Raw genomic sequence first — 14,530 nt, forward strand, 5'->3', positions numbered from 1 at the left:
GTTTGGCGCATGGCTATCACACTTCCTTCCCCCGCTTCACCCCTCAAGATCGGCACGCGCGGCTCGCCGCTCGCGCTGGCTCAGGCCCATGAAACCCGCGAACGGCTGATGAAGGCGTTCGATCTGCCGGAGGATGCCTTCGAGATCGTGGTGATCAACACGATCGCCGACCGGGTGCTGGACCGCGCGCTGAAGGAGATCGGCGGCAAGGGTCTCTTCACCAAGGAGATCGAGGACGCCATGCTGGGCGGCAAGATCGACATCGCGGTCCATTCGACCAAGGACATGGCGGTCGAGCAGCCCGAGGGGCTGGTGCTGGACACCTTCCTGCCGCGCGAGAACTATCGCGACGCCTTCATCTCGAAAAGCGTCAAGGGGCTGAAGGATCTGGCCGAGGGCGCTGTGGTCGGCACCTCGTCGCTGCGCCGCCGGGCCCAGCTGCTGAACTACCGCCCCGACCTGAAGGTGATCGAATTCCGCGGCAACGTGCAGACCCGGCTGAAAAAGCTGGAAGACGGCGTGGCCGAGGCGACCTTCCTGGCCATGGCCGGGCTGAACCGTCTGGGGCTGGAAGAGGTCGCGCAATCGACCATCGAGCCCGAAGAGATGCTGCCCGCCGTGGCGCAGGGCGCCATCGGGATCGAGCGGCGCAAGGACGACGCGCTGGCCGGTCACCTGCTGGAAGCGCTGCACGACAAGGCCACCGGCGAGATGATGGCCTGCGAACGCGCCTTCCTCGACGCGCTGGACGGGTCCTGCGAGACCCCCATCGGCGGGCTTGCGCTGCACGAGGGCGGCAGCCTGTGGCTGCGCGGCGAGATCCTGCGCCCCGACGGGTCCGAACGGATCGCGGGCGAGGATCGCGCGGCCATCGAGGACGCGGCCGAGATGGGCTTTGCGCTGGGCAAGAAACTGCGCGAGCAGGCGGGCGAAGGCTTCTTCGACTGGGAGTGACCCATCCGGGGCGCGCCCCCAGAGATCGGGCCCGCAGCCATCGGGACCAATCGTCAGACGCCCGGCTTTTCGGCCGGGCGTTTGCGTCTTTAGGGCCTTCCGGTCCGGGAAACGGAGGATCAGTCCTCGCCCGACGGGATCAGCTTGCCGGGGTTCATGATGTTCTGCGGGTCGATGGCCGACTTGATCCGGCGCATCACATCGAGCGCGACCGGGTCCTTGCGGCGGGTCATGGTCGAAAGCTTCGAAAGCCCGATCCCGTGTTCGGCCGAGAAACTGCCCCTGAGCGCCGCGACCTCGTCCTCGACGGCCTCGCGGATGATCTCCTTCATCTCGGGGCGGTCGGTCGCGGGCCAGACGGTATAATGCAGGTTACCGTCGCCCAGATGGCCGACATTGACGGTTTCGGCGCCGGGATCGATCTCTTGCAGCCGGGCCTCCATCCGGTCGAGGAAGGTCCCCACCAGATCGAGCGGCAGGGCCACGTCATTGTCGATCACCGGCTGGCGCGAAAAGCAGATCTCGGCCGACAATTCGCGCCGGTGCCAGATCTCGGCCCGCTGGGCCTCGTTCTGGGCGACGACCGCGTCCAGCACCTCGCCCCGCTCCATCGCCTCGGCCAGCGCCTCTTCGAGGATCGCCACGACCGGCAGGCGGCCGTCCGGGCCCGGGGTCGCGTCGCGCGGCGCGGTGGCGCCGATCTCGACCATGATGTTGATCTCGTGCGGCTCGGCGAAGGGCGGACGCAATTCGGGGCGGCAGCGGAAGAGATGACGCATGAAGTTGCCGGGCATGTATTCGAAGGCCTCGACCGCGCCGCCGGTGGTTTCCTGCAACCGGTTCAGCAGATCGAGCGCGGCGGGCAGGCTTTCGACCGCGGCCATCGCCGTGGCATAGGCGCGCGGCCTGGGGAAAAGCCGCACCACGGCGGCGGTGATGATCCCCAGCGTGCCCTCGGCCCCGATCATCAGGTCCTTGAGGTCGAGCCCGGTATTGTCCTTGTAAAGCGGGCTCATGACGTCCATCACCCGGCCGTCGGGCAGCACCGCCTCGAGCCCGAGGCAAAGCGCCCGGGTGGTGCCGTAACGCAGCACGTTCGAGCCGCCCGCATTGGTCGACAGCACCCCGCCGATCCGCGCCGAGCCGCGCGCGCCGAAGGTCAGCGGAAAGACCATGTCCTGGGCCGCGGCCGCGTCGTGCAGTTGCGACAGGATCACCCCCGCCTCGACCGTCGCGGTCCGGGCGCGCGGATTGATCTCGCGGATCCGGTTCAGCCGTTCGACCGAGATCATCAGCGCGCCATCGGCATAGGCGCCGCCCGCCAGCCCGGTATTGCCCGCAACCGGCACCACCGGAATGCGGTGCCGCGCGGCCAGGGTCACCACGGCGGCCAGCTGGTCGCGGTCGGCCGGTCGCAGCACGGCGCGGGGCGTGCCCTTGTATTTGCCTGTCCAGTCATGGGCATAGCGCTGGGTGTCTTCGCCGGTCAGCACATGGGCGGGGCCGAGAAGGTCGGTAAGCTGCGGGATCGGGTCCAAGGGTGCCTCCGTCTGTCGAGACGCACCTAACGCCAGCCGGGCGGTCTTGGCCAGAGGCTTGGGGCATCGCCGCCGCACGTGCCGCGATCCTGTCGTGATCGTCCTGTCACAAAGGCGCGCCTTGCGGCGCCAAATCCCTGTCTCGGGCCCGGCCTTCGGGCCGGACCTTCGGAGGGGCTGCGCCGGGGTCAGCCCCCAGCCGCGGCCTCGGCCCGGGCGACAAGGTCGAGCACGCTCGGCCCCATCGCCTTGACGACCAGCGCGACGCCTTCGGCCGAGGGGTGGATGCCATCGGCCTGCATGTAGCGCGCCATCGCCTTGTCCCGGTCAGGCAGGTCGGTCAGCCCCTTGAGGAAGTTCGGGAAATAGAGCGCGTCATGGGCCTTGGCGAGTTCGGGATACATCGCATCGAAGGCCGCCTCGAACTCGGGCCCGTAATTGCCCGGCGCGTCGAGCCCGACCAGCAGGACCGGCACATGGGCGGCATCGGCCCGGGTCAGGATCGCGTCGAGATTGGCGCGCGAGGCGGCCGGGTCGATGCCGCGCAACAAATCGTTACCGCCAAGCGCAACGATCAGCCCGTCGACCTCGGGCGTGAGCGTCCAGCCGATTCGCGAGAGCCCCCCGGCGGTGGTGTCGCCCGAGACCCCGGCATTCAGCACCGTGACCTCGGCCCCCTGCGCGTTCAGCCAGGCTTCGAGCTGGGGCACGAAACCCTCTTCCTGCGGCAACCCGTAGCCCTGGGTCAGGCTGTCGCCCAGCGCGGCGATCGTCACCGGTTCGGCCGCAGCCGCGCCGCCCGCCAGCACCAGGGCTGCGGCGAGCTTGAGCGGGCGGCGCGCGGCCCCATATCGAAAGAGAGGCAGGCAACGGAGGCAGCGCCCGATGGCAGACCCGATTCTTTCGCTCAGCGACGTCACGCTGACGCTCGACGGCAATGCCGGGCCGGTCGAGATCCTGCATGGCATCTCGCTCGACGTGACGCCGGGCGAGACGCTGGGGCTGGTCGGTCCGTCTGGGTCGGGCAAGTCGTCTCTCCTCATGCTGATGGGCGGGCTCGAACGGGCGACATCGGGCCGCGTGCTGGCGCTGGGCCGCGATCTGACGGCCATGAACGAGGACCAGCTTGCCCGGTTTCGCAGGGAACATATGGGCGTGGTCTTCCAGTCTTTCCACCTGATCCCGACCATGACCGCGCTGGAAAACGTGGCGACGCCGCTGGAACTGGCCGGGCATCGCGACGCCTTCGAGCGCGCCGCCGACGAATTGCGCACGGTCGGGCTTGGCGCCCGGATGGACCATTACCCTAGCCAGATGTCGGGCGGCGAACAGCAGCGCGTGGCGCTGGCCCGCGCCGCCGCGCCGCGCCCGCATCTGCTTTTGGCCGACGAGCCGACGGGCAATCTCGACGGCGCCAACGGGGCCGCGATCATGGATCTTCTGTTCGGGCTCCGCGACCGCCATGGCGCGACGCTGGTGCTGGTGACCCATGCCCCCGATCTGGCCGCGCGCTGCGACCGGGTGGTCGAGCTGGCCGACGGACGGATCACGGGCGAAGCCGCGCGGAGGGCCGCGGAATGAGCCTGCCGGTCGCGGCGCGGATCGCCCGGCGCGAGCTGCGGGGCGGCCTGCGCGGGTTTTACGTCTTTCTCGCCTGCCTCGCGCTCGGCGTCGCCGCCATCGCCGCAGTCGGGTCTGTACGCGAGAGCATCGAAGGCGGGCTGATGCGCGAGGGCGCGGTGCTTCTGGGCGGCGATGCCGAGATGACGCTGACCTACCGCTTTGCCTCGGACGAGGAACGCGCCTGGATGGAGGGCGTGTCGGACGCGCTGTCCGAAGTGGTCGATTTCCGGTCGATGATCGCGGTGACGCGCGACGGCGAGACCGAACGCGGCCTGACCCAGGTCAAGGCCGTGGACGACGCCTATCCGCTTTACGGCGCGGTCGCGCTCGACCCGCCGCTGCCGCTGGATCAGGCCATCGCCGGCAATGGCGCGGTGATGGAGCGGGTGCTGGCCGACCGGCTGGGGCTGAGGCCGGGCGACAGCTTCCGGCTGGGAACCGGCGATTACACCCTGTCGGCGGTGCTGGCGCGCGAACCCGACGGGGCGGGCGACGGCTTCGGGCTGGGGCCGCGGCTGATCCTGCGCACGGCGGCTCTGGAGCCCTCGGGGCTGTTGGCCCCGGGCACGCTTTACGAGGTCAAGTACCGGCTGAAACTGCCGCCCGGCCATGACATCGCGGCGCTGGAACGCGAGGCCGAGACGCGCTTTGCCGACCGGGGCGTGCGCTGGCGCGATGCCCGGAACGGCGCGCCCGGCATGACCCGCTTCGTCGACCGGATGGCGTCTTTCCTCGTGCTGGTGGGGCTGGCCGGGCTTGCGGTGGGCGGCGTCGGCGTCTCGGCGGCGGTGCGGTCCTATATCGACGGCAAGACCGAGGTCATCGCCACGTTAAAGACGCTGGGCGCCGAGGGCCGCACGATCCTTGCCGCCTATCTGATTCAGATCGGGGTGCTGGCCGGGCTGGGCATCGGGCTGGGGCTTGTGCTGGGTGCGGTGCTGCCGCTGGCGGCGGGGCCGCTGATCGAACCCCGGCTGCCGGTCCCGGCCGATTTCACCGTCCATGCCCGCCCGCTGATCGAGGCCGCGATCTATGGCGTGCTGACGGCGCTTCTCTTCACGCTCTGGCCGCTGGCCCGGACCGAAGAGGTGCGGGCGGCAGCGCTGTTCCGCGACGCCTCGGGCCGGGTCAGAGCCTGGCCCCGGCCGCGCTATGTGGCGGCGACGGCGGGGCTCGCGTTCTTGCTGATCGGGGTCGCGACCGCCTTCTCGGGGGTGCCGAAGCTGGCACTCTGGGCGGCGGCGGGCATTCTGGGCGCGCTGGGCCTTCTGGTGCTGGCGGCCGCCGCGCTGCGCCTGATCGCCCGGCGTTCGGCCCGGGCGCGCGCCTTGCGCGGACGCACCGCGCTTCGGCTGGCGATGGGCGCGGTCGGGGGTCCCGGGGGCGAGACCCAATCGGTGGTGCTGTCGCTGGGGCTCGGCCTGTCTATCCTCGCGGCGGTCGGCCAGATCGACTGGAACCTGCGCAGCGCGATCCAGCAGGAGCTGCCCGACCGCGCGCCCTCCTATTTCGTCGTCGACATCCAGCCCGACCAGCTTGACGGCTTCCTGAACAGACTGAACCGGGACCCGGGCGTCAGCCGGGTCGAGACGGCACCGATGATGCGCGGTGTCATCACCCGCATCAACGGCCGCCCCGCGCGCGAGGTGGCGGGCGATCACTGGGTGGTCACGGGCGACCGGGGCGTGACCTATGCCGCCGAGCCGCCCGCGAACACCGTGGTCACCGACGGGCTCTGGTGGCCTTCCGACTATGACGGACCGCCGCAGATCAGCTTTGCCCGCGAGGAAGCCGAGGAAATCGGGCTGAAGCTGGGCGACGAGATCACCGTGAACATTCTCGGCCGCGACATCCCTGCAACGGTGACGAGCTTTCGCGAGGTCGATTTCTCGACCGCGGGCATCGGCTTCGTGATGACGATGGACCCGGCCGCGGTGCAGGGCGCGCCGCATACCCATATCGCGACGATCTATGCCGAGCCTTCGGCCGAGGCGGCGATCCTGCGCGATCTGGCCTCGGCCTATCCCAACATCACCGCGATCCGGGTCAAGGACGCCATCGACCGGGTGGCCGAGGTGCTGGCGGGCCTTGCCGCGGCCATCGCCTATGGCGCGTCGGCCACGCTGGTGACCGGGGTGATCGTGCTGATCGGCGCCGCCGCGGCAGGCCAGCGGACGCGGATCTTCGAGGCGGCGGTGCTGAAGACCGTGGGCGCGGTCCGGGGCCAGATCCTGGCCTATTTCGCGCTTCGGTCGGCGATGCTGGGCGCGGCGGCGGGCGTGGTCGCGATTTTCGCGGGCGGGATCGCGGGCTGGGCGGTGATGCGCTTCGTGATGGAGGGCAGCTACCGGTTCGAGCCGGTCTCGGCGCTGGCCATCGTCCTCGGCGGCGCGCTCGCCACGCTGATCGCGGGGCTCGTCTTCGCCTGGCGCCCGCTGGCGGCGCGCCCGGCGCGGGTGCTGCGGGCACGGGAATAGGGGCTGACGCGCGGGGTCAGTCCCGGGGCGGCCGGGCCGCCGCCTCGCGCGCCATTACCCTGCGGGTCCGCGCGACCAGCACCGGCACCACGACCGTCAGCATCAGCAGGCGAAAGACGTGATGCGTGGTCACATAGGCCGGATCGGCGTTCAGCAGCAAAGACATGGCAATCATCGTTTCAAGCCCGCCCGGAGCGAAGGCGATCAGCGCGCTCAGGATCGGCAGGCCCAGCAGCTTGGACACCAGCGCCGCCACCGCCAGAGAGACAAGCGTCGCGAATACGGTCAGCAGGCTCGCAGCCCCCAGCGCCTTCCCCAGCATGCTTGGCGTCACGCCGGAAAAGCGGGTGCCGATCAGGGTGCCCATGGTCACGAAGGCCGGCACCGACAGCCAGGCCGGGACCGAGCCCGAGATCGTGCCGGTGGCATGGCCCAGCGCCGAAAGCCCCATCCCACCCAGCAGCAGCGCCGCCGGAACCCGGAACCGCTGAAGCGCAAGCCCCGCCAGGGCCGACAGCGCCAGAAGCGGCAGCAGGATCCAGAGCGGCATCGGCGGCGCCCCTTGCGGCGGCAGCACCGGCAGGTCGCCATGGCCCAGCAGCGGCGCCAAAAACGGCACCAGAAGGGTCAGCACCAGCACCCGGATCGTCTGGATCATCGTGACCTGAAGCAGGTCGGCCCGGACATCGGTCGACAGGCTCAGCACGAAGCTGAGATGCCCCGGCGTCGCGGTCAGCAGCGCGCTCATCCGGTCGAAGCCGAACAGGCGCCGCAGCAGGCGCGATCCCAGCAGGATGATCGCCAGCACCGAGAGCGCCAGCACCACCAGGCTCAGCGGCCAGCGGATCGCGGTGTCGATCGCCTCGGGGGTGACGCTGGCCCCGAGATTGACGCCCACCAGCACGAAACAGGCATCGCGGAACCGGTCGGGAAGCCGGGCCTGCAGGCCCGCCAGCGCGGCCAGCGTCACGCTCAGCGCCGGGCCGGTCAGGAACGGCGCGGGCATCTGCAAAAGCGCGGCAAAAGCCGCGCCCGCGGCGCCAATGGCGAGGGTCAGAAGGGCGGGGCCTAGCGAAGAGTCGGTCGATATCATGCGCGCTTCCGCAGACGTTGTCCGCCTGCCGGGTCCAGAAACCTGTCTGGCACCGGATTGTCAATTCCGGGCGGACGCTTCGTACCCCGCCGACCACAGGCATGACCCCGCCGCAGGAGCGGCAGGCAAAGCACGGTTGACTTGCGCCGCGCGCCGTCGCATGCGGCTCCGTGACAGGTTTCGAGGAGACTTTGCATGAAGATCGCGATGGTGGGAACGGGCTATGTCGGGCTGGTCTCCGGGGTATGCTTTTCCGATTTCGGGCACGAGGTCGTCTGCATCGACAAGGACCCCCGCAAGATCGAGATGCTGATGCGGGGCGAGGTGCCGATCTATGAGCCCGGGCTCGAGACGGTGATGGCGCGCAACGTCGCGGCGGGACGGCTGTCCTTCACCGGCGATCTGGCCGGGGCCGTGGCCGGGGCCGATGCCGTCTTCATCGCGGTGGGTACTCCCACCCGGCGCGGCGACGGCCATGCCGATCTGAGCTACGTGATGGCCGCGGCGGAAGAAATCGCCAAGGCGCTGACCGGCTATTGCGTCATCGTCACCAAGTCGACGGTCCCCGTCGGCACCAACCGGCAGGTCGCCGAGGTCGTGTCGAAGGCCAATCCGGCGGCCGAGTTCGACGTCGCCTCAAACCCCGAATTCCTGCGCGAGGGCGCGGCCATCGACGACTTCATGCGGCCCGACCGGGTCGTGGTGGGGGTCGAGTCTGACCGTGCCCGGGCAGTGATGTCCGACATCTACCGGCCGCTTTTCCTGCGCGAATTCCCCATCGTCTACACCGATCTGGAATCGGCCGAGATGATCAAATACGCCGCCAACGCCTTCCTCGCGACCAAGATCACCTTCATCAACGAGATGGCGATGCTGTGCGAACGGGTCGGCGCCGACATCAAGGCCGTGTCCAAGGGCATGGGGCTCGATGGCCGGATCGGCAACAAGTTTCTGCATGCCGGCCCCGGCTATGGCGGGTCGTGTTTCCCCAAGGATACCAATGCCCTGGCCCGGATCGGTCAGGACCATGCCTCGCCATGCGCCATCACCGAGACGGTGATCGAGGTCAATGACCGGGTCAAGCGACGGATGATCGACAAGCTTGTCGATCTCTGCGGCGGATCGGTCAACGGCAAGACCGTCGCGGTACTGGGGGTGACCTTCAAACCCAATACCGACGACATGCGCGAGGCGCCCGCGCTGACCATAGTGCCTGCGCTCGTCGGCGGCGGGGCCAAGGTCCGCGTGGTCGATCCGCAGGGCCGGCGCGAGGGTGAACACCTGCTGCCCGGCGTCGACTGGGTCGAGGACCCCTATGCCGCCGCCCGCGAGGCCGATGCGCTGGTGATCCTGACCGAATGGAACGAGTTCCGCGCGCTCGACCTCGGCCAGATGGCCCGGTCGATGGCGACACCGCGCCTGGCCGACCTGCGCAACATCTACCCCCCCGAGGACGTGCGCGCCGCCGGGTTCGAGGCCTATGTGGCGGTCGGCCGCCGGGGCTTCGGCCTAGACGCCTGACGGCCCGACCGCCCGGTTCCGCGCTCCCTGCCCGGCGGGCGGGGGCGCCGATGCGCAAGGTCGCGCGATGCGTCAGGCGGTTGCCAGCGCCTCCAGCCGGGCATGGGCCGAGACGCTGCGCGCATCCAGCGTCACGTCATGCAGGAAGCGGCCCAGCGCGAGGCTGGTGATGTGCATCCGCTGTTCGGTGAACTCGGTGTCGAACAGCGTGTCGCGGATCAGCTGGCGTTCCTCCTCGTCCATCTCGAGGATCTGCGGCTCGGGCGTCGCGGTCTGCAACGAAACGATCGTGATCGGCGGAATCCGCGCCAGCGAGGACTGTTCGATCACCAGATGCAGATCGCCCGCCCGCATGCCCCGTCGGGCGGCGATCCGAGTCAGGATCTCGCGCCCCCGGACCCGGGCGATGTCGGCGCCGCGCTCGGCCTCTTCCTCGGGCATCAGCCGGTGACGCCGGTCGGCATTGTCGACCGACAGCACCCGCGACTCGACCAGATAGACGACAAGGAACATGAAGGCCGGAAACTGCCCGATCGGCAGCGCCGCCTCGGGAAACAGCAGCATCGCCACCGGAAACGGCGTCAGCGCGGCGCAATAGCGCAGGAACGAGATCTCGGTCGCCATGCGCCAAAAGATCGCGCGCCCGAACGAGCCGTGGGGCAACAGCCCCATCCCGTGCCCGATCAGCTGGCGCGGCACTTTCCGGATCCGCATGACGGCCCGGTTGGTCACGGTCGACGGCGTCACGACATGAAGCATCGGCAGGACTCCGCAAGGTTGTCACTCCATTAGATCTAACCACCTGCGGCCCCGCGTCCAGCCTGACGCCTACCCATCGACAGGCACGGGACGGGCCTGTTAGGCTGCCAACGGGGCCCGGTGCGGCAGCCGCGCGCCGCGAGGCGCGGAAAGACTGCGGCAAGAGCGGGGCATTGACCTGACCCGACCAGCCCCTTACCCCTGATCGACAGTGACCGGAGGAAGGCCAATGCGACCCGCCAACGAAGCCCTGATCGTCGTCGACATCCAGAACGATTTCTGCACCGGGGGCGCCCTTGCCGTGCCGGGCGGCGAAGAGATCATTGCCCGCGTCAACGCCCTGCTCGACGAATTCCAGCTTCGCGTCTTCACTCAGGACTGGCACCCGGCCGACCACAGCTCGTTCGCCGAGAACCACGAGGGCCACAAGCCCTACGAGGTGATCGACATGCCCTACGGGTCGCAGATCCTCTGGCCGGTGCATTGCGTGGCCGAGACCACCGGCGCCGCGTTTCATCCCGATCTCGACGTCGCGAAGGCCGATCACGTCGTGCGCAAGGGCACGAACCCGGCCATCGACAGCTATTCGGCCTTCTTCGAGAACGACCACGAGACCTCCACCGGGCTCGACGACTACCTGTCGTCCAAGGGGATCGAGAAGGTGACTCTGGTCGGGCTCGCCACCGATTTCTGCGTGCTCTATTCGGCGCTCGACGCCAACCGGCTGGGCTATGCGGTGACGGTGCTGGAAGGCGCCTGCCGCGGGATCGACCTGAACGGCTCGCTCGAGGATGCGCGGACCACGATGCTGGATGCCAACATCGTCTTGGAGCCCTGAGCGATGGCTGACATCGCGACCCGGGTATACAATCACAAATGGAAGATCGACCCGATTGTCCGGTCCTTGCTGGATACGGACTTCTACAAGCTTCTGATGTGCCAGTCGGTGTTCCGCAACCATCCCGACACCAAGGTGCGGTTCTCGCTGATCAACCGGTCGACCGATATCCGGCTGGCCGAGCTGATCGACGAGGGCGAATTGCGCCAGCAGCTGGACCATATCCGCACGCTCCGGCTGACGCGGGGCGAATCGACCTGGCTCCGTGGCAACACCTTCTACGGCAAGCGCCAGATGTTCCGCCCCGAATTCATGGAATGGTTCGAAGAGCTTCGCCTGCCGCCCTACACGCTGGAAAAGCGCAACGGCCAGTACGAGCTGACCTTCGAGGGCCGCTGGCCCGAGGTCATGATGTGGGAAATCCCGGCACTGTCGGTGCTGATGGAGCTGCGCTCGCGCGCGGTGCTGGAACGGCTCGGCAAGTTCGAGCTGCAGGTGCTTTATGCGCGCGCCATGACCAAGCTCTGGGAAAAGATCGAGCGGCTGCGCGGGCTCGAGGACGTGAAGGTCGCCGATTTCGGCACCCGGCGGCGGCATTCCTTCCTGTGGCAGGACTGGTGCGTGCAGGCGATGATCGAGGGGCTCGGCACCCGCTTTACCGGCACCTCGAACTGCCTGATCGCGATGCGCCACGACATCGAGGCGATCGGCACCAACGCCCATGAACTGCCGATGGTGCAGGCCGCGCTGGCCGAAACCGATGCCGAACTGCGCCGCGCGCCCTACAAGGTGCTGGCCGACTGGCACGAAGAGCATGACGGCAACCTGCGGATCATCCTGCCCGACACCTTCGGCTCGCGCGGGTTCCTGGAAAACGCCCCGGACTGGCTGGCGGGCTGGACCGGCATCCGCATCGATTCCGGCGACCCGGCCGAAGGCGCCGAGGCCGCCATCGCCTGGTGGACGGCGCGCGGCGAGGACCCGACGCGCAAGCTCATCATCTTTTCCGACGGGCTCGACGTCGACAAGATCGTCGAGCTGCACCACCGTTTCGCGGGCCGGGCCAAGATCAGCTTCGGCTGGGGCACGCTGCTGACCAACGATTTCCGCGGCCTCGTGCCCGGCGACGGGCTCGCGCCGTTCAGCCTGGTTTGCAAGGCGGTCAGCGCCAACGGGCGCCCCACGGTCAAGCTCAGCGACAACCCGAACAAGGCGATGGGGCCGGCGGGCGAGATCGAGCGCTACAAGCGGGTGTTCTCGGTCGGCGCCCAGGCGCCGATGGACGTCGTGGTCTGACACCCCGGCGGCACGTCTGTGGCAAGCCTTGCGCCTTGGGTATTTCAGCCAAGAAGAAGAGAGACCTGCGCTCCTTCTTCTTGGCAGAAATACCCAAGGCGCGCCGTCGGCCACAGGGCGGCCGCCCGGTCGGCTCACCCGATCCGGAACAGCGGGCGGCCTTCCATCACCGCATGGGCGGTGCGCACGGCCCGGTTCAGATAGGCGCGGATCCGCGGGTCGTGGGGGTCGAGCCGCGGCATGGTCCAGCCCACCGAGGCCAGCGACCGCAGCATGACGAAGACCGGAAGCATCGTCAGATCGGCCGCGCTCAGCCCCCGTTCGGTGGCATAGCCCTCGATGAGCCCTGTCGCGATGGCGTCTAGGCCGGGTTCCTCGAGATTGGGCACGAGCGCGGTCCCGAGATCGTAGATCCGGAAGCCGAAGCCGCAATCGTCGAAGTCGATCAGATGCGCCTGGGTCCCGTCGAACAGCACGTTTTCCCGCATCAGATCGGCATGGATCAGCCCCATGTCGCCCCCCGCCGCGGCATAGGCCGACAGCTTTTCGCGGGCGAAGCGGCGGGCTTCCTGCAGCAGGATCGCCTCGGCGTCGCTGGCGGCGGGATGATCCCAGAACCGGCCCCAGAATGGCGCGGGACCGAGGAGGCTGTCGGCGTCCCACCGGAGCCGGACAAAGCCCTGGGGCAGGGTCAGCCGGTCGGTCGCCACGTGAAGCCGCCCGATGGCCCGCCCGAGCCCGGCGAACCGCGTCATCTGCTCGGCCGGGGTGCCGTCGAGCGGCCGTGCGCCGAGGCCGAGCGGCGCCCCCTCGACCCAGCCCAGCACCGAGGCCACGCGCCCGTCGTCAAGATGGGCCAGCAGGTCGCCGTCGCCGGTGGTCTCGGGACCGGGCACCGGAATTCCGGCCTGTGCCAAGGCGGCCATCCACCACAGTTCCGAGCGGATGGCGTCGACGCTTTGATAGCCGCGGCGGTGCAGGCGCAGCACGCCGCGCCGGCCCTCGGGCAAGGCGATCGCGAAAACCGCGTTCTCGCGATGCGACAACAGCCGGGGGGCGGTGCAGCCCTCCCAATGGGTGGCGGCCTCCTCGGCCAGGCACAGGGTTTCGGCCTCGGTCATCGCGGCACCTCCGTACGGGCCAGGACCCGGTCAACACTATCGAGCACAAGATCGGCATGCTCGCGCGAAAACGGCATCGGCGGGCGGAACTTGAGCGTGTTCATCGCGCGCCCGATCCGCCCCGCAAGGATGCCCTCGGCGCGGAGCCCCTCGACCAGCCGGATGGCGAAACCGGTAGCAGGTGCGCCGGTCTCGTCGACCAACTCGGCGCCGAAGAAAAGCCCCCTGCCCCGGACCTCGGCCAGCCAGGGATGGCGAAGCCCCCCAAGCCGGTCCAGAGCGTAGGCACCGACCGTGCGGGCGTTTTCCATCAGCCCCTCCTCCTCGATGACCTCAAGCGTCGCCAGCGCCGCGGCCATCGAGACCGGATTGCCGCCAAAGGTGTTGAAATAGCCGAAGGCGCCGCGGAAGGCGGCCATGATCTCGGGCCGGGTGACGGCGGCGCCGACCGGATGGCCATTGGCCATCGGCTTGCCCAGCGTGACGACATCGGGAGCAAAGCCCAGCACCTCATGGCCCCAGAAGGCGGTGCCGAGCCGTCCGAAGCCCGGCTGAACCTCGTCGGCGAGGATAAGCCCGCCCGCCTGCCGCACGACCTCGACGGTGGGATCGAGAAAGCCCGGGGCCAGCGTCGGGAAACCTTCATTGGCGAAGAACGGGCACAGCATGAAGCCTGCAAAGCCGTGGCCTGCCTCTTCCAGTTCGGCGATGGCGCAGGCGACATTGGCGGCGAAGGCTTCGGGCTGGGCCTCGGCGCTGCCGCCAAGCGGGGCGAGGCTGTCAGGGGCGGGCACCAGCCGCACATGGGGCGGGTAGCCGCCGATCGGCGGGCGCCGGGTCGAGAGCGCGCTGACCGCGGCGGTATTGCCGTGATAGGTGTTGTCGGTCGCGATCAGCCCGGTCTTTCCGGTCGCCGCCTGGGCCATGCGAAGCGCGACGTCATTGGCCTCGGACCCGGTGCAGACCATCACCGCCTGGCTCAGGTCATGGCCGAGGGTCGCCGTCAGCCGCTCGACATAATCGAGGATGGTCTCGTGCAGGTAGCGGGTATGGGTATTCAGCCTTGCGGCCTGGGCGGCGATCGCTTCGACCACCTTCGGGTGGCAATGGCCGACATGGGGGACGTTGTTATAGGCATCCAGGTAGCGCCGTCCGCCGGCGTCCCAAAGCCAGACGCCCTCGCCCCGGACGATATGGACGGGCTCGTCGTAGAAGGTCGGCACGTTCGGACCGAGCAGCCGCGCGCGCCGGTCGATCAGGGGGTCGGTCATGGAAGGGCACCTCGGCCGTCTGCGCTCCAATCAGAGCGC

The 14,530-nt window shown here is 69.0% G+C and carries 12 protein-coding genes; 6 read left to right on the forward strand and 6 right to left on the reverse strand.

Going from position 1 to position 14,530, the window contains the following annotated elements:
• Nucleotides 1–9 precede the first annotated feature (9 nt).
• A complete protein-coding gene (gene hemC / locus C8N38_RS12795; protein ID WP_108027576.1) occupies nt 10–954 on the forward strand; it encodes a hydroxymethylbilane synthase in 945 nt (314 codons plus the stop codon).
• Between the two features lie 119 nt (nt 955–1,073).
• Here hemC and C8N38_RS12800 read toward each other — a convergent pair whose 3' ends face one another.
• Both C8N38_RS12800 and C8N38_RS12805 read right to left on the reverse strand, forming a co-directional pair.
• Entirely contained in the window at nt 1,074–2,492 is a 1,419-nt protein-coding gene (locus C8N38_RS12800; protein WP_108027577.1) for an FAD-binding oxidoreductase, read from the reverse strand.
• A gap of 188 nt (nt 2,493–2,680) precedes the next feature.
• Nucleotides 2,681–3,301: an arylesterase gene (locus tag C8N38_RS12805; RefSeq protein ID WP_245895738.1), complete on the reverse strand. Its 621-nt coding sequence runs from the start codon at nt 3,299–3,301 to the stop codon at nt 2,681–2,683.
• 76 nt (nt 3,302–3,377) lie between these two features.
• On the opposite strand from C8N38_RS12805, the gene C8N38_RS12810 reads away from it, so the two are divergent.
• Together C8N38_RS12810 and C8N38_RS12815 are read left to right on the forward strand one after the other, a co-directional pair.
• Entirely contained in the window at nt 3,378–4,073 is a 696-nt protein-coding gene (locus tag C8N38_RS12810) for an ABC transporter ATP-binding protein (RefSeq protein WP_108027578.1), read from the forward strand.
• Nucleotides 4,070–6,592: an ABC transporter permease gene (locus C8N38_RS12815; RefSeq protein WP_108027579.1), complete on the forward strand. Its 2,523-nt coding sequence runs from the start codon at nt 4,070–4,072 to the stop codon at nt 6,590–6,592. The genes C8N38_RS12810 and C8N38_RS12815 overlap by 4 nt, the downstream gene beginning before the upstream one ends.
• 16 nt (nt 6,593–6,608) lie before the next feature.
• Here the strand turns inward: C8N38_RS12815 and C8N38_RS12820 are convergent, their stop codons facing one another.
• Complete coding sequence (locus tag C8N38_RS12820) at nt 6,609–7,685, reverse strand: AbrB family transcriptional regulator (protein WP_108027580.1); 1,077 nt, start codon at nt 7,683–7,685, stop codon at nt 6,609–6,611.
• 195 nt (nt 7,686–7,880) lie between these two features.
• On the opposite strand from C8N38_RS12820, the gene C8N38_RS12825 reads away from it, so the two are divergent.
• Entirely contained in the window at nt 7,881–9,206 is a 1,326-nt protein-coding gene (locus tag C8N38_RS12825) for a UDP-glucose dehydrogenase family protein (RefSeq protein WP_108027581.1), read from the forward strand.
• Between the two features lie 72 nt (nt 9,207–9,278).
• Here C8N38_RS12825 and C8N38_RS12830 read toward each other — a convergent pair whose 3' ends face one another.
• Nucleotides 9,279–9,965 (reverse strand): hypothetical protein, encoded by a 687-nt coding sequence (locus tag C8N38_RS12830; protein ID WP_108027582.1) that lies wholly within the window; start codon nt 9,963–9,965, stop codon nt 9,279–9,281.
• Between the two features lie 229 nt (nt 9,966–10,194).
• Between C8N38_RS12830 and pncA the strand changes: the two genes are divergently transcribed.
• Both pncA and pncB read left to right on the forward strand, forming a co-directional pair.
• Nucleotides 10,195–10,803: a bifunctional nicotinamidase/pyrazinamidase gene (gene pncA / locus C8N38_RS12835; RefSeq protein ID WP_108027583.1), complete on the forward strand. Its 609-nt coding sequence runs from the start codon at nt 10,195–10,197 to the stop codon at nt 10,801–10,803.
• Between the two features lie 3 nt (nt 10,804–10,806).
• Nucleotides 10,807–12,099, forward strand: coding sequence for a nicotinate phosphoribosyltransferase (pncB, locus tag C8N38_RS12840; RefSeq protein WP_108027584.1), 1,293 nt, complete (start codon nt 10,807–10,809; stop codon nt 12,097–12,099).
• A gap of 134 nt (nt 12,100–12,233) precedes the next feature.
• On the opposite strand, the gene C8N38_RS12845 is transcribed toward pncB, so the two are convergent.
• Together C8N38_RS12845 and C8N38_RS12850 are read right to left on the reverse strand one after the other, a co-directional pair.
• On the reverse strand, nt 12,234–13,220 hold the full coding sequence (locus C8N38_RS12845) for a phosphotransferase enzyme family protein (RefSeq protein ID WP_108027585.1): 987 nt from the start codon (nt 13,218–13,220) through the stop codon (nt 12,234–12,236).
• On the reverse strand, nt 13,217–14,491 hold the full coding sequence (locus C8N38_RS12850; RefSeq protein ID WP_108027586.1) for an aspartate aminotransferase family protein: 1,275 nt from the start codon (nt 14,489–14,491) through the stop codon (nt 13,217–13,219). The genes C8N38_RS12845 and C8N38_RS12850 overlap by 4 nt, the downstream gene beginning before the upstream one ends.
• Nucleotides 14,492–14,530: the final 39 nt, after the last annotated feature.

This window comes from Rhodovulum kholense, assembly GCF_003053725.1.
GTDB lineage: Bacteria > Pseudomonadota > Alphaproteobacteria > Rhodobacterales > Rhodobacteraceae > Rhodovulum > Rhodovulum kholense.

What these genes read in the sequence shown, in the direction of transcription:
- hemC (WP_108027576.1), top strand. Translation starts at nt 10, where the DNA reads ATGGCTATCACACTTCCTTCCCCCGCTTCACCCCTCAAGATCGGCACG.
- C8N38_RS12810 (WP_108027578.1), top strand. Translation starts at nt 3,378, where the DNA reads ATGGCAGACCCGATTCTTTCGCTCAGCGACGTCACGCTGACGCTCGAC.
- C8N38_RS12815 (WP_108027579.1), top strand. Translation starts at nt 4,070, where the DNA reads ATGAGCCTGCCGGTCGCGGCGCGGATCGCCCGGCGCGAGCTGCGGGGC.
- C8N38_RS12820 (WP_108027580.1), bottom strand. Translation starts at nt 7,685, where the DNA reads ATGATATCGACCGACTCTTCGCTAGGCCCCGCCCTTCTGACCCTCGCC.
- C8N38_RS12825 (WP_108027581.1), top strand. Translation starts at nt 7,881, where the DNA reads ATGAAGATCGCGATGGTGGGAACGGGCTATGTCGGGCTGGTCTCCGGG.
- C8N38_RS12830 (WP_108027582.1), bottom strand. Translation starts at nt 9,965, where the DNA reads ATGCTTCATGTCGTGACGCCGTCGACCGTGACCAACCGGGCCGTCATG.
- pncA (WP_108027583.1), top strand. Translation starts at nt 10,195, where the DNA reads ATGCGACCCGCCAACGAAGCCCTGATCGTCGTCGACATCCAGAACGAT.
- pncB (WP_108027584.1), top strand. Translation starts at nt 10,807, where the DNA reads ATGGCTGACATCGCGACCCGGGTATACAATCACAAATGGAAGATCGAC.
- C8N38_RS12845 (WP_108027585.1), bottom strand. Translation starts at nt 13,220, where the DNA reads ATGACCGAGGCCGAAACCCTGTGCCTGGCCGAGGAGGCCGCCACCCAT.
- C8N38_RS12850 (WP_108027586.1), bottom strand. Translation starts at nt 14,491, where the DNA reads ATGACCGACCCCCTGATCGACCGGCGCGCGCGGCTGCTCGGTCCGAAC.